At 58.5% G+C, this 17,503-nt stretch carries 17 protein-coding genes; 10 read left to right on the top strand and 7 right to left on the bottom strand.

Going from position 1 to position 17,503, the window contains the following annotated elements:
* The first annotated feature begins 249 nt into the window (after positions 1–249).
* Positions 250–1,455 carry a serine-type D-Ala-D-Ala carboxypeptidase gene (dacC, locus tag DVA44_RS16505; RefSeq protein WP_103178834.1) on the top strand — a complete coding sequence of 402 codons (1,206 nt, stop codon included), beginning with the start codon at positions 250–252 and terminating at the stop codon, positions 1,453–1,455.
* 107 nt (positions 1,456–1,562) lie between these two features.
* Here the strand turns inward: dacC and deoR are convergent, their stop codons facing one another.
* From deoR to DVA44_RS16490, 3 genes are all read right to left on the bottom strand, one after another.
* Positions 1,563–2,321: a DNA-binding transcriptional repressor DeoR gene (deoR, locus tag DVA44_RS16500; protein WP_103823460.1), complete on the bottom strand. Its 759-nt coding sequence runs from the start codon at positions 2,319–2,321 to the stop codon at positions 1,563–1,565.
* Positions 2,322–2,388: 67 nt separating this feature from the next.
* Positions 2,389–2,997, bottom strand: a complete 609-nt coding sequence (gene ybjG / locus DVA44_RS16495) for an undecaprenyl-diphosphate phosphatase (RefSeq protein ID WP_114387577.1) — start codon at positions 2,995–2,997, stop codon at positions 2,389–2,391.
* A gap of 7 nt (positions 2,998–3,004) precedes the next feature.
* The gene (locus tag DVA44_RS16490) at positions 3,005–3,733 is read right to left on the bottom strand and encodes a phosphatase PAP2 family protein (RefSeq protein ID WP_114387576.1); all 729 of its coding nucleotides are present in this window, start codon (positions 3,731–3,733) and stop codon (positions 3,005–3,007) included.
* A gap of 167 nt (positions 3,734–3,900) precedes the next feature.
* On the opposite strand from DVA44_RS16490, the gene DVA44_RS16485 reads away from it, so the two are divergent.
* Complete coding sequence (locus DVA44_RS16485) at positions 3,901–5,136, top strand: MFS transporter (RefSeq protein WP_114387575.1); 1,236 nt, start codon at positions 3,901–3,903, stop codon at positions 5,134–5,136.
* A 106-nt stretch (positions 5,137–5,242) separates the two neighbouring features.
* Here the strand turns inward: DVA44_RS16485 and DVA44_RS16480 are convergent, their stop codons facing one another.
* Positions 5,243–6,055: a Cof-type HAD-IIB family hydrolase gene (locus DVA44_RS16480; RefSeq protein WP_114387574.1), complete on the bottom strand. Its 813-nt coding sequence runs from the start codon at positions 6,053–6,055 to the stop codon at positions 5,243–5,245.
* The gene (locus DVA44_RS16475) at positions 6,055–7,263 is read right to left on the bottom strand and encodes an MFS transporter (protein WP_114387573.1); all 1,209 of its coding nucleotides are present in this window, start codon (positions 7,261–7,263) and stop codon (positions 6,055–6,057) included. Before DVA44_RS16475 ends, DVA44_RS16480 begins: the two co-directional genes overlap by 1 nt.
* Before the next feature lie 81 nt (positions 7,264–7,344).
* Here DVA44_RS16475 and DVA44_RS16470 point away from each other — a divergent pair, with 81 nt between their 5' ends.
* The 7 genes from DVA44_RS16470 (at position 7,345) to crtB (ending at position 14,401) form a co-directional block, all read left to right on the top strand.
* A complete protein-coding gene (locus DVA44_RS16470; protein ID WP_114387572.1) occupies positions 7,345–7,929 on the top strand; it encodes a TetR/AcrR family transcriptional regulator in 585 nt (194 codons plus the stop codon).
* Positions 7,930–8,103: 174 nt separating this feature from the next.
* Positions 8,104–8,676 (top strand): DUF2239 family protein, encoded by a 573-nt coding sequence (locus tag DVA44_RS16465; protein ID WP_114387571.1) that lies wholly within the window; start codon positions 8,104–8,106, stop codon positions 8,674–8,676.
* Between the two features lie 210 nt (positions 8,677–8,886).
* A complete protein-coding gene (locus DVA44_RS16460; protein WP_114315510.1) occupies positions 8,887–9,807 on the top strand; it encodes a polyprenyl synthetase family protein in 921 nt (306 codons plus the stop codon).
* Positions 9,804–10,832, top strand: coding sequence for a type 2 isopentenyl-diphosphate Delta-isomerase (gene fni / locus DVA44_RS16455; protein WP_114387570.1), 1,029 nt, complete (start codon positions 9,804–9,806; stop codon positions 10,830–10,832). The genes DVA44_RS16460 and fni overlap by 4 nt, the downstream gene beginning before the upstream one ends.
* Entirely contained in the window at positions 10,832–12,007 is a 1,176-nt protein-coding gene (crtY, locus tag DVA44_RS16450; RefSeq protein ID WP_114387569.1) for a lycopene beta-cyclase CrtY, read from the top strand. Before fni ends, crtY begins: the two co-directional genes overlap by 1 nt.
* A complete protein-coding gene (locus DVA44_RS16445) occupies positions 12,000–13,478 on the top strand; it encodes a phytoene desaturase (RefSeq protein WP_114387568.1) in 1,479 nt (492 codons plus the stop codon). Before crtY ends, DVA44_RS16445 begins: the two co-directional genes overlap by 8 nt.
* Positions 13,475–14,401, top strand: a complete 927-nt coding sequence (crtB, locus tag DVA44_RS16440) for a 15-cis-phytoene synthase CrtB (RefSeq protein WP_114387567.1) — start codon at positions 13,475–13,477, stop codon at positions 14,399–14,401. The genes DVA44_RS16445 and crtB overlap by 4 nt, the downstream gene beginning before the upstream one ends.
* Here crtB and DVA44_RS16435 read toward each other — a convergent pair.
* On the bottom strand, positions 14,340–14,876 hold the full coding sequence (locus DVA44_RS16435) for a sterol desaturase family protein (protein ID WP_114387566.1): 537 nt from the start codon (positions 14,874–14,876) through the stop codon (positions 14,340–14,342). The two genes, crtB and DVA44_RS16435, sit on opposite strands and share 62 nt — an antisense overlap.
* 275 nt (positions 14,877–15,151) lie before the next feature.
* Positions 15,152–16,837 (bottom strand): aspartate:alanine antiporter, encoded by a 1,686-nt coding sequence (locus DVA44_RS16430; protein ID WP_114387565.1) that lies wholly within the window; start codon positions 16,835–16,837, stop codon positions 15,152–15,154.
* A gap of 273 nt (positions 16,838–17,110) precedes the next feature.
* Here DVA44_RS16430 and DVA44_RS16425 point away from each other — a divergent pair, with 273 nt between their 5' ends.
* The gene (locus tag DVA44_RS16425) at positions 17,111–17,500 is read left to right on the top strand and encodes an inner membrane protein YbjM (protein ID WP_103823440.1); all 390 of its coding nucleotides are present in this window, start codon (positions 17,111–17,113) and stop codon (positions 17,498–17,500) included.
* Positions 17,501–17,503 lie beyond the last annotated feature (3 nt).

Below are 17,503 nucleotides of genomic sequence, written 5' to 3'. Positions count from 1 at the left end.
CTTATAATTAAAGCCGATCTCAGGATGAAATCCGTGTTTATGATCACCCATGGTGAGATAAACCTAACAAATACGCAACAGAGGCGAAAAAAATCGATGGGGTCAAAGCGTATCGGATTGTAATTGCGTAAACTTTAAAAAAGTTTACCAGGTTTTAGTTTTTTTAAAGCCATTAGTACGTTATTAATCAACGTTTCTTGCGACACGGCGGTATGACGTGATTTTTGGAATGGACATTCGGGTGGCAACATGATGCGAAAAACTTCTTATTTACGTGGTCTGGTAGCAGGTAGTGCGCTGCTGGTCCTTTTTGCACCTTCGCTGTACGCAGCGGAACAGGCGGCGCCAGAGGCACCGCCAGTTGATGCGCGCGCCTGGATACTGATGGACTACGCCAGCGGTAAAGTGCTGGCCGAGGGCAACGCAGACGAGAAACTTGATCCTGCAAGCCTGACCAAAATCATGACCAGCTACGTAGTAGGGCAAGCGCTGAAAGCGGGCAAAATCAAGCTCACCGACATGGTGACCATCGGTAAAGACGCCTGGGCGACCGGTAATCCGGCGCTGCGCGGCTCCTCGGTCATGTTCCTGAAGCCTGGCGATCAGGTGGCGGTTTCTGACCTGAACAAAGGGGTAATCATTCAGTCAGGGAATGATGCCTGTATCGCGCTGGCCGATTATGTGGCTGGCAGCCAGGATTCTTTTATTGGTTTGATGAATGGCTATGCCCAGCGACTGGGCCTCACCAACACCACCTTTAAAACCGTTCACGGTCTGGATGCGCCGGGCCAGTTCAGTACCGCCCGCGATATGGCCCTGCTCGGTAAGGCGCTGATTCATGACGTGCCGGAAGAGTATGCGATCCACAAAGAAAAAGAGTTTACCTTCAACAAAATCCGCCAGCCGAACCGTAACCGCCTGCTCTGGAGCAGCAACCTTAACGTTGATGGGATGAAAACCGGCACCACCGCCGGGGCGGGATATAACCTGGTCGCCTCGGCAACCCAGGGCGATATGCGTCTGATTTCGGTGGTGCTGGGCACCAAAACCGACCGCATCCGCTTTAACGAGTCGGAAAAACTGCTGACCTGGGGCTTCCGCTTCTTCGAAACTGTTACCCCTATCAAGCCGGATGCGACGTTTGTCAGCCAGCGCGTCTGGTTTGGCGACAAGAGCGAGGTTAAGCTCGGCGCCGGGGAGAGCGGTTCCGTGACCATTCCGCGCGGCCAGCTGAAAAACCTGAAAGCCAGCTACACCCTCACTGACAAACAGCTCACCGCACCGCTGAAGAAAGGCCAGGTAGTCGGCACCATCGACTTCCAGCTGAACGGCAAATCTATCGAGCAGCGTCCGCTGATTGTGATGGAAGCGGTAGAAGAGGGGGGCTTTTTTGGCCGGATGTGGGATTTCGTCATGATGAAATTCCACGAATGGTTTGGGGGTTGGTTTAAGTAAATAACACAGCGCCGGGTAGCGGCTTCGCCTTACCCGGCCTACGAACGGCCCAAACGCCTGAATCGTAGGCCTGTGCAAGCGCAGCGCCGCCGGGCATTAAACCCCACTCAGTACATCAGCTTTATCTGCTGCGCCTTAGCATAAGCAACCAATTCCTCATCCGGACGGCAGTCGCTCACGATGGCATCAAAACAGGTCAGCTCGCCCATTCGGGCCGGGCGCACTTTGCCTATCTTGCTGTGATCCACCACCAGCACATGGTACTGAGCCATGCTCATCGCCCATTGTTTTACCGGCAGCTCATCCAGATTAAAGCAGGTCGCGCCCTGACGGACATGTACACCCGCCGCGGAGTAAAAGGCGATATCCGGGCAGAGGTTATTGAGCGTGTCCTGCAGATTGAGCGGTTTGAAGATGGCATTGCTGGCGTGGAACTCGCCGCCGCAGAGGATCACCCGGCAACCCGGTTTTTCCTGCAGGGCGAGGAAGGTGTTCAGGGAGTAACAGACGCCGGTAAAGGGCAGGTCGTTATCAATGGCTTCGATGATCCAGGGCGTGGTGGTACCGCAATCGAAAAAGAGCGTTTGATGCGGCTGCACCAGCGAGGCGGCCAGACGTGCCGCTTTGCGCTTCTCTTCCACCAGACGGGTCTTTTGATCGCTCAGCAGATAGTGGCTGGCGCTGCGGGGTTCGAGGACGATATAGCCGCCAAGCAGCACCACGGGGCCGCTTTCGCTGTTGAGATCCCGTCGAATGGTCATCTCAGAAACACCCAGCAGCGCGGCGGCTTCTTTCAGATGCAATTTGTCGCTGCGCTTAAGCGCATTAATCAGTTGAGCCAGCCGTTCGTCACGTCGTGTTTCCATAGGTCCTCGGAGCCAAAAATGAACCCCCGTTACGCCGGGGGCTCAAGTTTAACCCGCTAAACCCGACTTAGTCACGTATCCAGCCTTTGCGGATAGGCAGGGCAAAGCAGAAGCGGTGAAGCTGCGAAAGACGTTGATAGATAACGTCACCGCACAGATTCCAGAGGATCTGCGCGCTCAGGCAGCCCAGCAAGCCGACCATCAGCCCGCCCAGCATATCCATCGGCCAGTGCACACCAAGATAGACGCGGGACCAGGCGATAGCGCAGGCCATCATCATTAAGACGATGCCTGACCAGACGCGGTGCCAGAACAGGAACGCCAGCGCAAAGGTGAAAATGACGGTGCCGTGATCGCTCGGGAAGGAGTCATCGGCGGCGTGAGGCAGGAAGTTATAGCCGACACGATCGACAAACGGGCGGTCATGAGGGAAGAGATGCCCCAGCAGCCACGATGCCGCCAGGCTAATCACCAGCGCCATGGCAATTTTAATCACCAGCTGACGCTGGGCACCCACCTGTTTGCGCGGTCCCCACAACCAGAGGATCGCAATCAGCGCCGGCACGATGCTGATCAGGTCTTTCGCCACAAAGGTGGCGAGATTAATGCTCCACTCCGCTGAAGCAGGGGTGGCATTGATCAGATGAAACAGTCCGTAGTTCAGATCTTCTAACATATCCTCGTTACTCTTTTGCAAACCAAGCGGACACCAGGCCATAGGCCACCACCTGAGAAAACCACACCCACCAGCCTGCCCACAGGTTATGGGAGAAGAAATGTGCACCGCGCATCACCTGGCCATAGCCCATCCCCAGCCCGAGCGCGATACCCGCGGCGACCATTCCCCAGGCCAGGCGCGGACGTTCACGCCAGAAGGCGAAGAACAGCCCCATCCCCATAAAGCCGCTTGAGGCGTGCCCGCCCGGAAAACAGCGCCCGGGGCCACTGCCGGCAGGGGCGGGATCAAACAGGGGATACGACAGCGCTTTGCCGCCATACTCCACCAGGTCCCAGGGGCAGCTGTGATGGCTGGTGGCTTTCAGTATGCCCACCACCGCCGTGCCAAGCCCCATCAGCAACGCCCCGGTCACCCACTGAGCGTTGCGTCGCCAGATACCGTACAGCAGCGTCCCGGCAGCCAGAGTGATGGTCAGGTATTTCGCCAGTCGATGATTGAGCAGATCGAGCATCGCGTTCTGCTGCAGCGGAAAGTGTTGACTCGCCGCGTCAAACCAGTAGCCGGTCAGCACCCTGTCGAGGGTTTCATCCCGCGAAAGCCAGGTAAAAACCGCGGCCAGCACCAGCAGCACAATGAACTGGTTAACATAAAAACGTACCGGCAAAGGGTAAAGCGGTTTTGTCTTAGAACTCTTTAACTTAGACAATTCTGAAGCGGAGGAAATCTGTGTCATAATTGAGGTCAATGACTGGAAAAGCCTAAGCATACGGATGCCAACTTAAGGAAACCTTAAACGACGGCGATTTGTGCGTTATTTCTGAACTGCTGCGTGAATCTGCTATCGCTGGCGCGACCATTTCATTACACTCTGCGCGATTTTTTATCGGATATTGAGACTCCATGTTAAACCGTTCTTCTTCTGGCACTCGCCTGGGGCGTCAGGCGTTGTTGTTCCCCCTGTGCCTGGTGCTTTACGAATTCTCCACCTATATCGGTAACGATATGATCCAGCCCGGCATGCTGGCCGTGGTGGAGCAGTACAACGCCGGGATTGAGTGGGTACCCACCTCCATGACCGCCTATCTGGCAGGGGGGATGTTTTTGCAGTGGCTGCTCGGCCCGCTGTCGGACCGTATTGGCCGTCGTCCGGTGATGCTCACCGGGGTGGCGTGGTTTATCGTCACCTGCCTGGCGACCCTGCTGGCGCAAACCATCGAGCAGTTTATGGTGCTGCGTTTTTTACAGGGGATCAGCCTGTGCTTTATCGGCGCGGTTGGGTACGCCGCCATCCAGGAGTCGTTTGAGGAGGCGGTGTGCATCAAAATCACCGCCCTGATGGCTAACGTGGCGCTGATTGCGCCGCTGCTGGGCCCGCTGGTGGGGGCGGCGTGGGTGCACGTCGCGCCGTGGGAGGGGATGTTTGTGCTGTTTGCGGCGCTGGCCGCCATCTCGTTTTACGGTTTGCACCGGGCGATGCCCGAAACGGCTACCCGCATCGGCGAAAAGCTCTCACTGCAGGAGCTGGGGCGCGACTATAAAGAGGTGCTGAAAAACGGTCGCTTTGTGGCCGGGGCGCTGGCGATTGGCTTTGTCTGCCTGCCGCTGCTGGCGTGGATTGCCCAGTCACCGGTGATCATCATCAGCGGCGAAAACCTCAGCAGCTACGAATATGGCCTGCTGCAGGTGCCGATTTTTGGCGCGCTGATTGTGGGTAACATTGTGCTGGCCCGTTTGACCTCGCGCCGTACCGTACGCTCGCTGATTATTATGGGCGGCTGGCCGATCGTGATTGGGCTGGTGGTGGCCGCGGTGGCGACGGTCGTCTCATCGCACGCTTACCTGTGGATGACCGCCGGGCTCAGCATCTACGCATTTGGCATTGGGCTGGCAAACGCCGGGCTGGTGCGCCTGACGCTGTTTGCCAGCGAGGTGAGCAAAGGAACGGTGTCGGCGGCGATGGGCATGTTACAGATGCTGATCTTTACCGTGGGCATTGAGGTGAGCAAACACGCCTTCAGCAGCGGCGGCAACGGGCTGTTCAGCCTGTTTAACCTGGTAAACGGCCTGCTGTGGCTGGCGCTGATGTTTGTCTTCCTGAAAGACAAGCGGGTGGGCAGTTCGTTACAGCCGGATTAAGCGGGCATGGTGCCCGCATTTTGCCGGGTGGCGGCTTCGCCTTACCCGGCCTACAAAACCTGCGAACCCGTAGGCCCTCGCAAGCGAAGCGCCGCCGGGCATGACCTTAGTTGAACGGCGCCTCGCGATTCAGGACGCGGTCGATAATCTCCAGCACCCCTTCTTCGTTATTGTGCGGCGCTTCATAGCGGGCAACCGCTTTGATGTGATCCCGGGCGTTGGCCATGGCAAAACTAAACCCGGCCTGGCTCAGCATCTCCATGTCATTACCGCTGTCGCCAAAGGCGACCACTTCGCTGTCATCAATGCCCCACAGTTCCTGAAGCAGACGCAGGCCGTTGGCCTTGTGGATCCCCGGCAGGATCAGGTCGATATTGCCGTAGCCAGTGGTCACCGGCACCATAATATCGCTCAGTTTGTCGTGGATCATCTCCTGGATACGCGGGATCTCCTCATCCGGTAGATTCAGCCCAAATTTAAAGAAGATGTCGTTAAAGTTGTCGAAGTTATCCACCTTTTCCAGGCGGTGATAATACTTTGCGGCAACATCGTGGAACGCTTCGCCATAGTGCTTGAGGGTATAGGCGCTGCCTTTCCCGCAGGCGATCACTTCCACTTCCGGGATGGAACAGAGAAACTCCGCGACGGTGGCGAACTGCGCCTGGGTCAGCTCGCCGTTATAAACATCTTCTCCGGCATTTACCACCCAGCCGCCGTTTTCGGCGACGAAGGCAATCTCGTGGGCGATCTCCGGGAAAAAGGAGATCAGCTGGTAGTACTGGTTGCCGCTGGCGACCACAAACCGTATGCCCCGTTCCTTCATTTGCGCATACTGGCGCAGAAAGCGCGCGCGATTGTACTCCTTCGCATCGTTCAGGAAGGTGCCATCCATATCAACCGCAATCATCTTAACGCTCATTATCCATTCTCCATGACAGATTCACTCTGCGACGCCGGTTTAGCGACCGCCCGGGCGACCAGAGCGGCAATGATCACTAAGCCCAGTACCACCAGCATGGCGCTGCGTAAGCCATAATGCTCCCCCAGGAAGCCCAGCAGCGGTGGGCCTACCAGGAAGGCGAGATAGCCAGTGGTGGCGACCACGCTGACGCGCCCTGGCGCATCCGGGCCGGTATCGCTGGCTGCCGAGATGGTGAGCGGGAAGCCGAGCGAGGCGCCAAGTCCCCACAGGATCACCGACACGCCAGCAATCCAGTCGACATCAACAAAAATAATCAACGCAATACCCAGCCCGCCCAGCAGGGCGCTGGCGCGGACCACCGCCACGCGGCTGTAGCGGTCGATAAACCAGCCGCCGGTAAAGCGTCCGACGGTCATACCCAGCGTAAACCCGGCGTAAATCAGCGAGCCGGAGGTAGGGCTGAATCCGTGGCCGTCCACCATCAGCAGCGGCAGCCAGTCGTTTGCAGAGCCTTCGGCAAAGGCCATCGCCAGCACCACCACGCCAATCAACATCAGCTGCATATCGCGATAAAACGGCACGCCTTTCTCACCCTTTTTGCTCTCACCGGCCTGGTTCTTGCCGTTGCCGTCCGGGATGGCGGTGATCCCCAGCAGAACCGGGGCGATACAGACCAGCGCGGCCAGCAAAGTATGGGTCGTGGCAGCGATACCGGAGGCGGTGAGTGCCATGCCGATACCGGCGCCTGCCAGGGTACCGAGGCTGTAAAAGCCGTGCATCATCGGCAGCACGGTTTTGTTCATCTCCTGCTCGATAGTGGCGCCTTCGACGTTGATCGCCACCTCTGCCGCGCCAAAACTGCCGCCAAAGACGGTCAACCCGAGGGCAAATGCCAGCGGGGAGGCAAACCACAGCGCAGCGCTGAGCATCATCATACCCAGAATCGCGCAGCACATGGTGGTGCGGATCACGGTCCGCGTGCCGAAGCGCTTAACCAGCCAGGCGGAGCAGAGAATGCCGCTCATCGAGCCTATCGACAGGCCAAATAACACGATGCCCATTTCCGCCGTCGAGACCGACAAAATGTCGCGGATAGCGGGGGTACGTGTGGCCCAGGAGGCCATCAACAGGCCGGGGATAAAGAAGAACATAAACAGCGCCCACAGGCGGCGTTGCAGCTTTTTGCGCGATGAGATGTCGGTCATGATTTCTGTACCAGAGGGACAACACAGGAGACAACACTAGCAAGTTTGTGTACATTTGTACATAAATTCGCTGAGGTAAAAATGAACAGACGACCCAACGATCCGCAACGGCGGGAACGGATATTGCAGGCCACCCTGGACACCATTGCCGAACACGGCCTGAACGCCGTCACCCACCGCAAAATCGCCAGCTGCGCCGGGGTGCCGCTGGGGTCGATGACCTACTATTTTTCCGGGATGGATGCGCTGCTTGAGGAAGCCTTCACCTGGTTTACGCAGCAGATGTCGGTGCAGTACCGCGAGTTTTTTGCCGGGGTGACGGGGCCGGAAATGGCCTGCGAGTCGATTACCACCCTGATTCACAGTTCCCAGGTCACCACGCCGCACAATATGGAACTGATGTATCAGCTTTATGCCTTTATGAACCGCAGCCCATCGTTAAAAAGCGTGATGCAGGACTGGATGAAAACCAGCCAGACGACGCTGGAGCAGTGGTTTGATCCGGTCACCGCCCGCGCGCTGGACGCGTTTATAGAAGGGATGACGCTGCATTTTGTTACCGACCGGCAGCCGCTTTCGCGAGAAGAGTTCAGGGCGATGGTAGGGCGGATTGCGGGGGAGGGAGATAAGCTCCAGGCCAGCGGCAACCTCTGCCGCAAACGATGATAGTGATTTTACTTTTACGCAACATTGTGGCAGAAAGATTGTTTAAATTTTATGCACAAATAGGGCCATCACGTCAGGCTAAACGGGCATAACAAATTTTATCCGGGTAAAATTGGCACCATTCTCATTGCCAGCCTATGCTTATATTTTTACCCGGATAAAAAAGGTAAGAGCATGCCCGCTATCACCCTCACTGCCTTCTGGCGGCAGCAGCAGATTGCGCACGGAACCCTGAGCGAACTGATGCAGCAGCTACAATCCGTTAACATCGGTCGTGAAACCGTTTTCATTTTCAACGATCGCAGCGGCAAACGCCTCGATATTCATCTTCATGAAGATATTGCCAGCACCCTGGCGGTCTACCCGGAGCTGGCGGAAAGTACCGCGGTGAAAACCCGTGGACGGCCAAAACTGGGCGTGTCGGCAAAAGAGGTCACCCTGCTGCCCCGACACTGGGAGTGGCTGGCCACGCAGCCCGGCGGCGCTTCCGCCACGCTGCGCCGACTTATCGATCAGGCGAGGAAAAGCGCTAAACCGGCGGATAACAAGCGCCAGCGCCACGACCGTGCCTATCACTTTATGTACGAAATCGCAGGGGATCTTCCTGGCTACGAGGCCAGCATGCGCGCGCTGTTTGCCGACGATGAAGCGGCATTTACGGCCACTATCGCAAGCTGGCCGCAGGATATTCGCGAGTACGCGCTACGGTTAGCTTTTGGCAAAGAGGAAGGGAGCCACGACGCCTAAAATCTCTACAAATGTAAATTTTTGTGCAATTTGCTGGTTTGTTTTTATTTCAATTCATTGATTTTAAACAGATTAAAGTCTGCCGCTGCTTTCTCTTTTCCTGTCAGGCAACAAAACGCAGAAGGATACGCTACGCTTTGTAAACCAGCCTGCGGCAAGCGTTTTTACCTCTTCTGCGGACGTCGCCACCATAACACCGGGGAAGCCACTATGACCCACAGTCATGAAGATGATGTGAAGATGCTGCTGTCTGCGTTTGAGCAACGTCTCGAACAACTTTTGCCCGCGGGGGAGCAGGAAGGGCAAGTCTATGCAGCCATGCGTGATGCCACGCTTGTCGCGGGCAAGCGTATGCGCCCTCTGTTGCTGCTGCTGGCGGCGCGAGATATGGGCTACAAAACAGAGCCGACGGGCATTCTCGATCTGGCCTGCGCCATTGAGATGGTCCACGTCGCCTCTCTGATCCTGGATGACATGCCCTGCATGGACAACGCGACGCTCCGCCGCGGGCGGCCTACGGTTCACTACCAGTATGGCGAACACGTGGCGATCCTGGCGGCGGTGGCGCTGCTCAGTCACGCTTTTTGCGTTATCTCCCGCGCGCCTTCGCTGACCCACGAGGCAAAAGCGCGGGCGATTGCTGAGCTCTCTGCGTCGGTGGGGCATATGGGGCTGGTGCAGGGGCAATTCCGCGATCTCAATGAGGCCCGCCAGAGCCGAAATACCGATGAGATCCTGCTGACCAATGAGCTGAAAACCAGCAGCCTGTTCAACGCCGCTCTGCAACTGGCGGCCATTGCCGCCGACGCGCCGCCTCCGGTCAGCGAACGGCTGCGCTTTTTTGCCCGCGATCTCGGCCAGGCCTTCCAGCTGATTGATGACCTTACCGATGGCTCCAGTGCCAACGGCAAAGATCCGCATCAGGATAAAGACAAATCGACGCTGGTAGCCGTGCTCGGGGCAGAGAGTGTCTTCCTGCGGCTGCGCGAACACGTGCGCAGCGCCGATCAGCATATCGCTACCGCCTGTCAGCCGGGAAATACCGCCCGCTACTATGTTCACATCTGGTTTGAAAAACAGCTGACGCTTATCAGCCAGAGCCTGTCGTTATCCCTGTCGGAGTGTCAATGAGCAGCCTGTCGCAACGTAAAAGCGATCATCTCGATATCGTCCTTAACAGCATGCCCGGCGTAAAAAAATGTACCAGTGGCTTTGAAAAATGGCGCTTCGGGCATTGCGCACTGCCCGAACTGCATCTTGATGAGATTGACCTCTCGACCCCGCTGTTTGGCCGAACCCTGAACGCGCCGCTGCTGATAAGCTCCATGACCGGCGGTACCCGCCGGGCGAGCCAGATTAACCAACACCTTGCTATTGCCGCACAGACACTGGGGCTGGCGATGGGGGTGGGCTCCCAGCGCGTGGCGCTGGAGAGTGACGCCAGATATGGCCTGACGCGCGAACTGCGATCTTTTGCCCCGGACATTGTGCTGATGGCGAACCTCGGCGCGGCGCAAATTGCGGGACCACAAGGGCTGGATTATGCCAAACGGGCCGTCGAGACCCTCGCGGCGGATGCGCTCATCATCCACCTTAACCCGCTGCAGGAGGCGCTACAGCACGGCGGGGATCGCAACTGGTGCGGCGTCATCGACGCCATCCATCGCACCGTCGAGGCGCTAGATGTGCCGGTGGTGGTGAAAGAGGTGGGTAACGGAATTTCAGTTCCGGTAGCCCGCAAGCTGGCGGCGGCGGGAGTGGCGATGCTGGATGTCGCCGGTGCCGGGGGCACCAGCTGGGCGGCGGTGGAGGGCGAACGCGCCGTTAACGCCCACGACCGGGCGGTGGCGATGGCTTTTGCCGACTGGGGGATCCCGACCGCGACGGCGCTTCAGGATCTGCATCAGGCGCTGCCCGATATGCCGCTGGTGGCGTCGGGTGGGATCGTCAACGGTATTGAGGTGGCAAAAGCGATCCGCTTAGGCGCAAGCCTGGTGGGGCAGGCGGCCGGCGTGCTGCAAAGCGCGTTAACCTCCAGCGAGGCGGTTATCGACCATTTTCAGGTGATCATCGACCAGCTGCGTGTTGCCTGCTTCTGCACCGGCAGTGCAAACCTGGCTCAGCTGCGTCAGGCCACGCTGGTGGCGCAAACGTAATGGCGCCAGCGTGGGACATCATCTTAGCGGGCGGCGGACTGGCCAACGGGCTGATCGCCTTACGCTTGCGACAGCTACAGCCGGCGCTGCGCGTACTGCTTCTTGAGGCCGACAGTAAGCCTGGCGGGAATCACACCTGGTCTTTTCACGAGGGCGACATTACTCCGGAACAGCATCGCTGGGTTGCCCCGCTGGTGGCTCACCGCTGGCAGGGGTATGACGTCCGCTTTCCGGACCTGAACCGCACCCTTGCCGGGGACTATCTCAGCATCACCTCCGAACGTTTTGCCGAGGTGTTGACCGCGACCTGCGGCGACAATCTGCATACCCGCGTCGCAGTCACCGCGCTCACCCCGACGTCGGTGACGCTTGCTGACGGCACCACGCTCCAGGCCCGGGCGGTCATTGATGGTCGGGGCTACATGGCGGACAGGCATCTTACTACCGGCAGCCAGTCTTTCCTCGGCCAGCAGTGGCGTCTGAGCGAGCCCCATGGCCTGACCCGGCCCATCCTGATGGATGCCACGGTCAATCAGCAGGGCGGGTATCGCTTTGTCTACACGCTGCCGCTTTCTGCGAACGAACTCTTGATCGAAGATACCCACTACGTTGACGCCGCCCGACTGGATGCTGGCGTTGCGCGGCAAAACATCGCCGATTACGCTCGCGAGCAGGGCTGGGGGCTGGCGCATCTTGAGCGCGAAGAGCAGGGCGACCTCCCCATTATGCTGGCGGGCGATTTCCCGTCCTTCTGGCAGGGGCGAGACAAACAGCCGTGCAGCGGCCTGCGCGCCGGGCTGTTTCATGCCACCACCGGCTATTCTCTGCCTCACGCGGTGGCGCTGGCCGAGGCCATTGCCGCAAGCGCAGATATCAGCGCAGCCGCGCTTTTTTCCGTTATCCATCGCTACGCCCTGCGCCAGTGGCGCGAGCAGCGCTTTTTCCGCTCCCTCAACCGCATGCTGTTCCTGGCCGGGGATGCCGATAAGCGCTGGCAGGTGATGCAGCGGTTTTACTCTCTTAACGAAGGGCTGATTGCCCGCTTTTACGCCGGGCAGCTGACCCTGGCCGATAAAGCGCGGATCCTGGCAGGCAAGCCCCCGGTCCCCGTCGGCGAAGCGATGCTCGCCATACTGAAACTCACTCCCCGGATGCGAGCGTTTCACCATGAATAAAACAGTGATTATTGGCGCCGGTTTTGGCGGATTAGCGCTGGCCATTCGGCTGCAGGCGCAGGGCATCAACACGCTTCTGCTGGAGCAGCGGGATAAGCCCGGCGGACGCGCTTATGTTTATCACGACGAGGGATTCACCTTTGACGCCGGGCCGACGGTGATAACCGATCCCAGCGCCATCGAAGAGCTCTTTACCCTGGCCGGTAAACGCATGGCCGATTATGTCGAGCTGCTGCCGGTGACCCCGTTCTATCGCCTCTGCTGGGAGACGGGAGAAGTCTTTGATTACGACAACGTGCAGACCCGGCTGGAAGAGCAGATAAGACGATTTAACCCGCGCGATGTCGAGGGCTACCGCAAGTTTCACGCTTATTCGCGGGAGGTGTTTAACGAGGGCTATCTCAAGCTTGGCACGGTGCCGTTCCTCTCGTTTCGCGACATGCTTCGCGCCGGGCCGCAGCTTACCCGCCTGCAGGCCTGGCGCAGCGTCTACAGCATGGTCTCCCGCTTTATCGAGAACGAACAGCTGCGCCAGGCCTTCTCGTTTCATTCCCTGCTGGTGGGGGGCAATCCCTTCGCCACCTCGTCCATTTACACCCTGATCCACGCCCTTGAGCGGGAGTGGGGCGTCTGGTTTGCCCGCGGGGGAACCGGGGCGCTGGTGCAGGGGCTGGTGAAGCTCTACCAGGACCTGGGCGGCGAGCTACAGCTGAATGCGGAGGTGACCCGGCTGCAGGCCGACGGCGATCGTATTAGCGCCGTCACTCTAAAAGATGGCCGGACGATCCCGGTCGCGGCGGTGGCCTCCAATGCCGACGTGGTGCATACCTACGAAAAGCTGCTGGGACATCATCCCACAGGGGCGGCGCGCGCGGCCTCGCTTAAGCGCAAAAGGATGAGTAACTCCCTGTTTGTGCTCTATTTTGGCCTCAACAAGCAGCACGATCTGGCCCACCACACCGTCTGTTTCGGGCCGCGCTATAAAGCGCTTATCGACGAGATATTTAATAAAAATGCCCTGGCTGAGGATTTTTCCCTCTACCTGCATGCCCCCTGTGTCACCGATCCCTCCCTGGCCCCGCCGGGCTGCGGCAGCTACTACGTATTAGCGCCCGTGCCGCATCTGGGAACGGCGGATCTCGACTGGGACGTTGAAGGGCCGCGCCTGCGCGACAGGATTTTTGCCTATCTCGAAGCCCACTACATGCCAGGGCTGCGCAGCCAGCTGGTGACTCACCGCATGTTTACCCCCTTTGATTTTCGCGACGAGCTTGGGGCACATCTGGGCTCCGCCTTTTCGGTGGAACCGATCCTGCGCCAGAGCGCCTGGTTCCGGCCGCACAATCGCGACAGCCTCATCCCCAACCTGTATCTGGTCGGGGCCGGTACCCACCCAGGCGCCGGTATTCCCGGGGTGATCGGCTCGGCCAAAGCAACGGCAGGACTGATGCTGGAGGCGCTTTCCCGATGAACACAACCCTGATGGATCACGCCACCGACACCATCGCCGTGGGGTCAAAAAGTTTTGCCACCGCCGCGAAGCTGTTCGATCCCTCCACCCGGCGTAGCGTGCTGATGCTCTACGCCTGGTGCCGCTATTGCGACGACGTGATCGACGGGCAGGAGCTGGGGTTTAACGTCACTCCCGTGGAGATCGCCCCGGCCGAGCAACGCCTTGAGATGCTCAAACGCCAGACCCTGCGCGCCTGGGAGGGGGGCGATATGCATGAACCCGCCTTTGCCGCCTTTCAGGAGGTGGCGCTGGGGCACAACATCCCGCTCCAGCTGGCTTACGATCATCTGGATGGCTTTGCCATGGACGTGCGCGAGACCCATTACGAGACCTTCGATGACACCCTGCAATACTGCTATCGCGTGGCGGGGGTGGTGGGGCTGATGATGGCGAGGGTGATGGGCGTGCGCGATGAAGCGGTGCTCGATCGCGCCTGTGATTTAGGCCTGGCGTTTCAGCTGACTAATATTGCCCGGGATATTGTGGAGGATGCCCGGGTTGGTCGCTGCTATCTGCCGGCCCGGTGGCTGGCAGAGGCGGACATCGACCCGGCGGCAATGACCGCGCCCCAGATGCGCCAACCCCTTGCGGGCATTGCCCAGAGGCTGGTGGCCGAAGCCGAGCCTTACTACGCCTCTGCCCGGCAAGGTCTGGCCGGGCTACCGCTGCGATCCGCGTGGGCAATTGCCTCGGCGCACGGGGTCTACCGTGAAATTGGCGTGAAGGTGAGCGCGGCGGGTGCCCGCGCCTGGGATAATCGGCAGGGCACCAGTTCGGTGGAAAAATCGGGATTACTGCTAAAAGGCGCCTTGCTGGCGCTTACTTCTCGTTTTGCGACGCCGTCGCCGCGTCCGGCTCAGCTCTGGCAGCGCCCTCGCTAGCCGCACGACGCGCCTTGCGCTGGCGTAACGTCGCCTGCAATTTTTCTACCGGCGGGGCATAGAGAAAACCAAAGGAGACGCAGTCCTCTTTGCCCCGCACCGCATGGTGCAGGCGGTGCGCCAGATAGAGGCGCTTGAGATAACCCTTGCGCGGGATATAGCGAAACGGCCAGCGTTGATGCACCAGCCCATCATGCACCATAAAGTAGAGCGCGCCGTAGGCCGTCATCCCGGCACCAATCCACTGCAGCGGCCACAGGCCCCACGTTCCCAGTGCAATCAGCACAATCGCCAGCACCGCGAATACCACGGCATAAAGGTCGTTCACCTCAAACCAGCTGGTGCGTGGCTCGTGGTGCGATTCATGCCATCCCCATCCCCAGCCGTGCATGATGTACTTGTGGGACAGAGCGGCGACGAGTTCCATGGCGGCAACGGTTAAAAGCACGATCACTGTGTTGTACAACGCGAGCATTGGGACTCCTTGGGCTCGGGGAAGAGAGGGCTCAGGTATTAAGCGTAACAGGTAATTGGAGGAAGGGTGGGGGCAAGCAATAAAGGGCTTTGCGAAAGGGCTGGTGCAGGGTTTCAGACAACAAAAAACCCATCAACCTTGAACCAAAACGGCGGGGTTGATGGGCTCCACAAATTGGGGACATCAAAGAAAAGCAGTGGCAATAGTTATGACTGACGTCTGGCAGAAAAGTTCTGCGCATAGCGAAAATTTTTTCGTCATTGCGCAAAAATTTTTTATCCCAGACCCGGCCAGATGATGATGATTAGCGTCCCCGCGAGGGTTAACAATACGTTAGCGATGGCATAGGTGCCCGCGTAGCCCAGCGCCGGAATGTTGCTGCGCGCGGTATCGCTGATGATTTCCATCGCAGGCGCACAGGTTCGCGCCCCCATCATGGCGCCAAACAGCATGGCGCGGTTCATGCGCAGCACGTAGGCGCCGAACAGGAAACAGATCACCACCGGCACCAGGCTGACGATCAGCCCGGCCACCAGCATCTGCCAGCCTACCGCGCCCAGGCTGTGGCCAATGCCGCTGCCTGCGCTTAAGCCGACGCCCGCCATAAACACCATCAGGCCAAACTCTTTCACCATGTTCAGCGCGCCCTGGGGGATATAGCCGAAGGTGGGGTGGTTGGCGCGCAGGAAGCCGAGCATGATGCCTGCGAACAGCAGGCCGGCGGCGTTGCCGATGCCAAAGCTGAAATTGCTGAACTGGAAGGTGATCATCCCAATCATCAGGCCGACGATAAAGAAGGCGCAGAAGGCGAGCAGGTCGGTCACCTGGCTGTGAATGGAGATAAAGCCGATGCGGTCGGCAACGGTCTTCACGCGGCGCGTGTCGCCGCTCACCTGCAACACATCGCCCTTGTTCAGCACGATGTTGTCATCGATAGGCATCTCGATCTGGCTGCGGATCACCCGGTTGAGGAAGCAGCCGTGGTCGGTCAGTTTAAGCTGCCCCAGGCGGCGACCCACGGCGTTGTGGTTTTTCACCACGATCTCTTCGGTGACGATGCGCATGTCCAGCAGATCGCGGTCGAAGACCTCTTTGCCGTTACGGAAGCTGGGGTCGAGACGGGCGTGCGCATCTGGATAACCCACCAGCGCAATGTCGTCGCCCATCTGCAACACCGCGTCGCCGTCCGGGTTCGCCAGAATGCCGTTACGGCGGATGCGTTCGATATAGCAGCCGGTCTGGCGATAGATGCCCAGCTCGCGCAGGTTTTTACCGTCCGCCCAGGCCACCAGTTCCGGGCCGACACGGTAGGCGCGGATCACCGGCAGGTAGACTTTGCGTTTGCTGTCCGTATCCAGACCGCGTTCGCGGGCGATTTGCTGGGCGCTGGTCTGTAGATCCTGATGCTGTAACTTCGGCAGATAGCGTGCGCCCACGATCAGGCTCACCAGACCAATCAGATAGGTCAGGGCATAGCCGAGGCTGAGGTGATCCAGCGCCATAGAGAGCTGGGTGTTATCCAGCCCCAGATGGCGCAGCGTATCCCCCGCGCCAACCAGCACCGGCGTGGAGGTCATTGAGCCGGCCAGCATGCCCGCCGTCAGGCCGATATCCCAGCCAAACAGTTTGCCTAAGCCTAACGCAATCAGCAGGGCGCTGCCGACCATCACCAGCGCCAGCATCAGATAATTTTTACCGTCGCGGAAGAAAATTGAAAAAAAGTTAGGTCCGGCTTCAACACCTACACAAAAAATAAACAGCATAAAGCCCAGATTAAGGGCATCCGTGTTAATACTGAAATGTTGCTGGCCTAATAATAGCGAGACGACTAAAACGCCAATAGAATTACCAAGTTGGATTGATCCGAGGCGTAATTTACCCAGGCACAGACCCAGCGCCAGTACCACAAATAATAGCAGGATGTAATTCCCGTTTAACAATTCTGCGACGTTTATGTTCACGAAGGATAACTTCTTGTTTACCAGTAAGTGGTTGAAGGGACAGGTGATTTAGGCTACTGTTTTCCCGGTGTTGAGGAGCGCTGCGGCTCCCGGCCGCACACTATAATATATATCAAATAATAATACCAAACTATTACTTTATTTATAACAGACAGCAACATCTGCTCGTGATTGCGTAACGACGCGCCGTTCAGGCATGGAATGCCATATAAACCATCTGATTGTGCGTCCAGTGGACGAAAAATGAATTTGCCCACGCTGTAGGGGGACGATTTGAATATTAAACGTAATTGGTTTGGGGTGGCTTGCTGTTTTTTACTTTTTACTGGTGTATGCATCTGCCTGACGTTCAACGTAAGAGGGGCATTTATTGCCGCCGGGCGTCCTGAGCTGGGATTATTGTTCTTCACCCTGCCAGGTGCTGCCGCCAGTTTTGTCTCCCGTGGGGGAGAGGTCATCCGGCCGCTGGTCGGTGCGATGCTCGCTGCGCCCCTCTGTCTGGTGGTGATGCGTCTGGTCTTTATCCCGTCGCGCACCATCGTGCAGGAGATGGCCTGGCTGTTAAGTGGGGTCTTCTGGTGTGCGTTGGGGGCGCTGTTCTTTCTGTTCGTGCGCCGGGCGCTGGAGAATCGTCGGGCGAGAATAAAAACGCCCTCAGAGTGAGGG

The organism is Leclercia sp. W17 (assembly GCF_003336325.1).
Classification (GTDB): domain Bacteria; phylum Pseudomonadota; class Gammaproteobacteria; order Enterobacterales; family Enterobacteriaceae; genus Enterobacter.
Note: the sequence above shows the minus strand (reverse complement) of the source record. Positions and strands in the feature narration are given on the sequence as shown.

Excerpts from the sequence above, each read along its gene's own strand:
- dacC (WP_103178834.1), top strand. The coding sequence starts at position 250 with ATGATGCGAAAAACTTCTTATTTACGTGGTCTGGTAGCAGGTAGTGCG.
- deoR (WP_103823460.1), bottom strand. The coding sequence starts at position 2,321 with ATGGAAACACGACGTGACGAACGGCTGGCTCAACTGATTAATGCGCTT.
- ybjG (WP_114387577.1), bottom strand. The coding sequence starts at position 2,997 with ATGTTAGAAGATCTGAACTACGGACTGTTTCATCTGATCAATGCCACC.
- DVA44_RS16490 (WP_114387576.1), bottom strand. The coding sequence starts at position 3,733 with ATGACACAGATTTCCTCCGCTTCAGAATTGTCTAAGTTAAAGAGTTCT.
- DVA44_RS16485 (WP_114387575.1), top strand. The coding sequence starts at position 3,901 with ATGTTAAACCGTTCTTCTTCTGGCACTCGCCTGGGGCGTCAGGCGTTG.
- DVA44_RS16480 (WP_114387574.1), bottom strand. The coding sequence starts at position 6,055 with ATGAGCGTTAAGATGATTGCGGTTGATATGGATGGCACCTTCCTGAAC.
- DVA44_RS16475 (WP_114387573.1), bottom strand. The coding sequence starts at position 7,263 with ATGACCGACATCTCATCGCGCAAAAAGCTGCAACGCCGCCTGTGGGCG.
- DVA44_RS16470 (WP_114387572.1), top strand. The coding sequence starts at position 7,345 with ATGAACAGACGACCCAACGATCCGCAACGGCGGGAACGGATATTGCAG.
- DVA44_RS16465 (WP_114387571.1), top strand. The coding sequence starts at position 8,104 with ATGCCCGCTATCACCCTCACTGCCTTCTGGCGGCAGCAGCAGATTGCG.
- DVA44_RS16460 (WP_114315510.1), top strand. The coding sequence starts at position 8,887 with ATGACCCACAGTCATGAAGATGATGTGAAGATGCTGCTGTCTGCGTTT.
- fni (WP_114387570.1), top strand. The coding sequence starts at position 9,804 with ATGAGCAGCCTGTCGCAACGTAAAAGCGATCATCTCGATATCGTCCTT.
- crtY (WP_114387569.1), top strand. The coding sequence starts at position 10,832 with ATGGCGCCAGCGTGGGACATCATCTTAGCGGGCGGCGGACTGGCCAAC.
- DVA44_RS16445 (WP_114387568.1), top strand. The coding sequence starts at position 12,000 with ATGAATAAAACAGTGATTATTGGCGCCGGTTTTGGCGGATTAGCGCTG.
- crtB (WP_114387567.1), top strand. The coding sequence starts at position 13,475 with ATGAACACAACCCTGATGGATCACGCCACCGACACCATCGCCGTGGGG.
- DVA44_RS16435 (WP_114387566.1), bottom strand. The coding sequence starts at position 14,876 with ATGCTCGCGTTGTACAACACAGTGATCGTGCTTTTAACCGTTGCCGCC.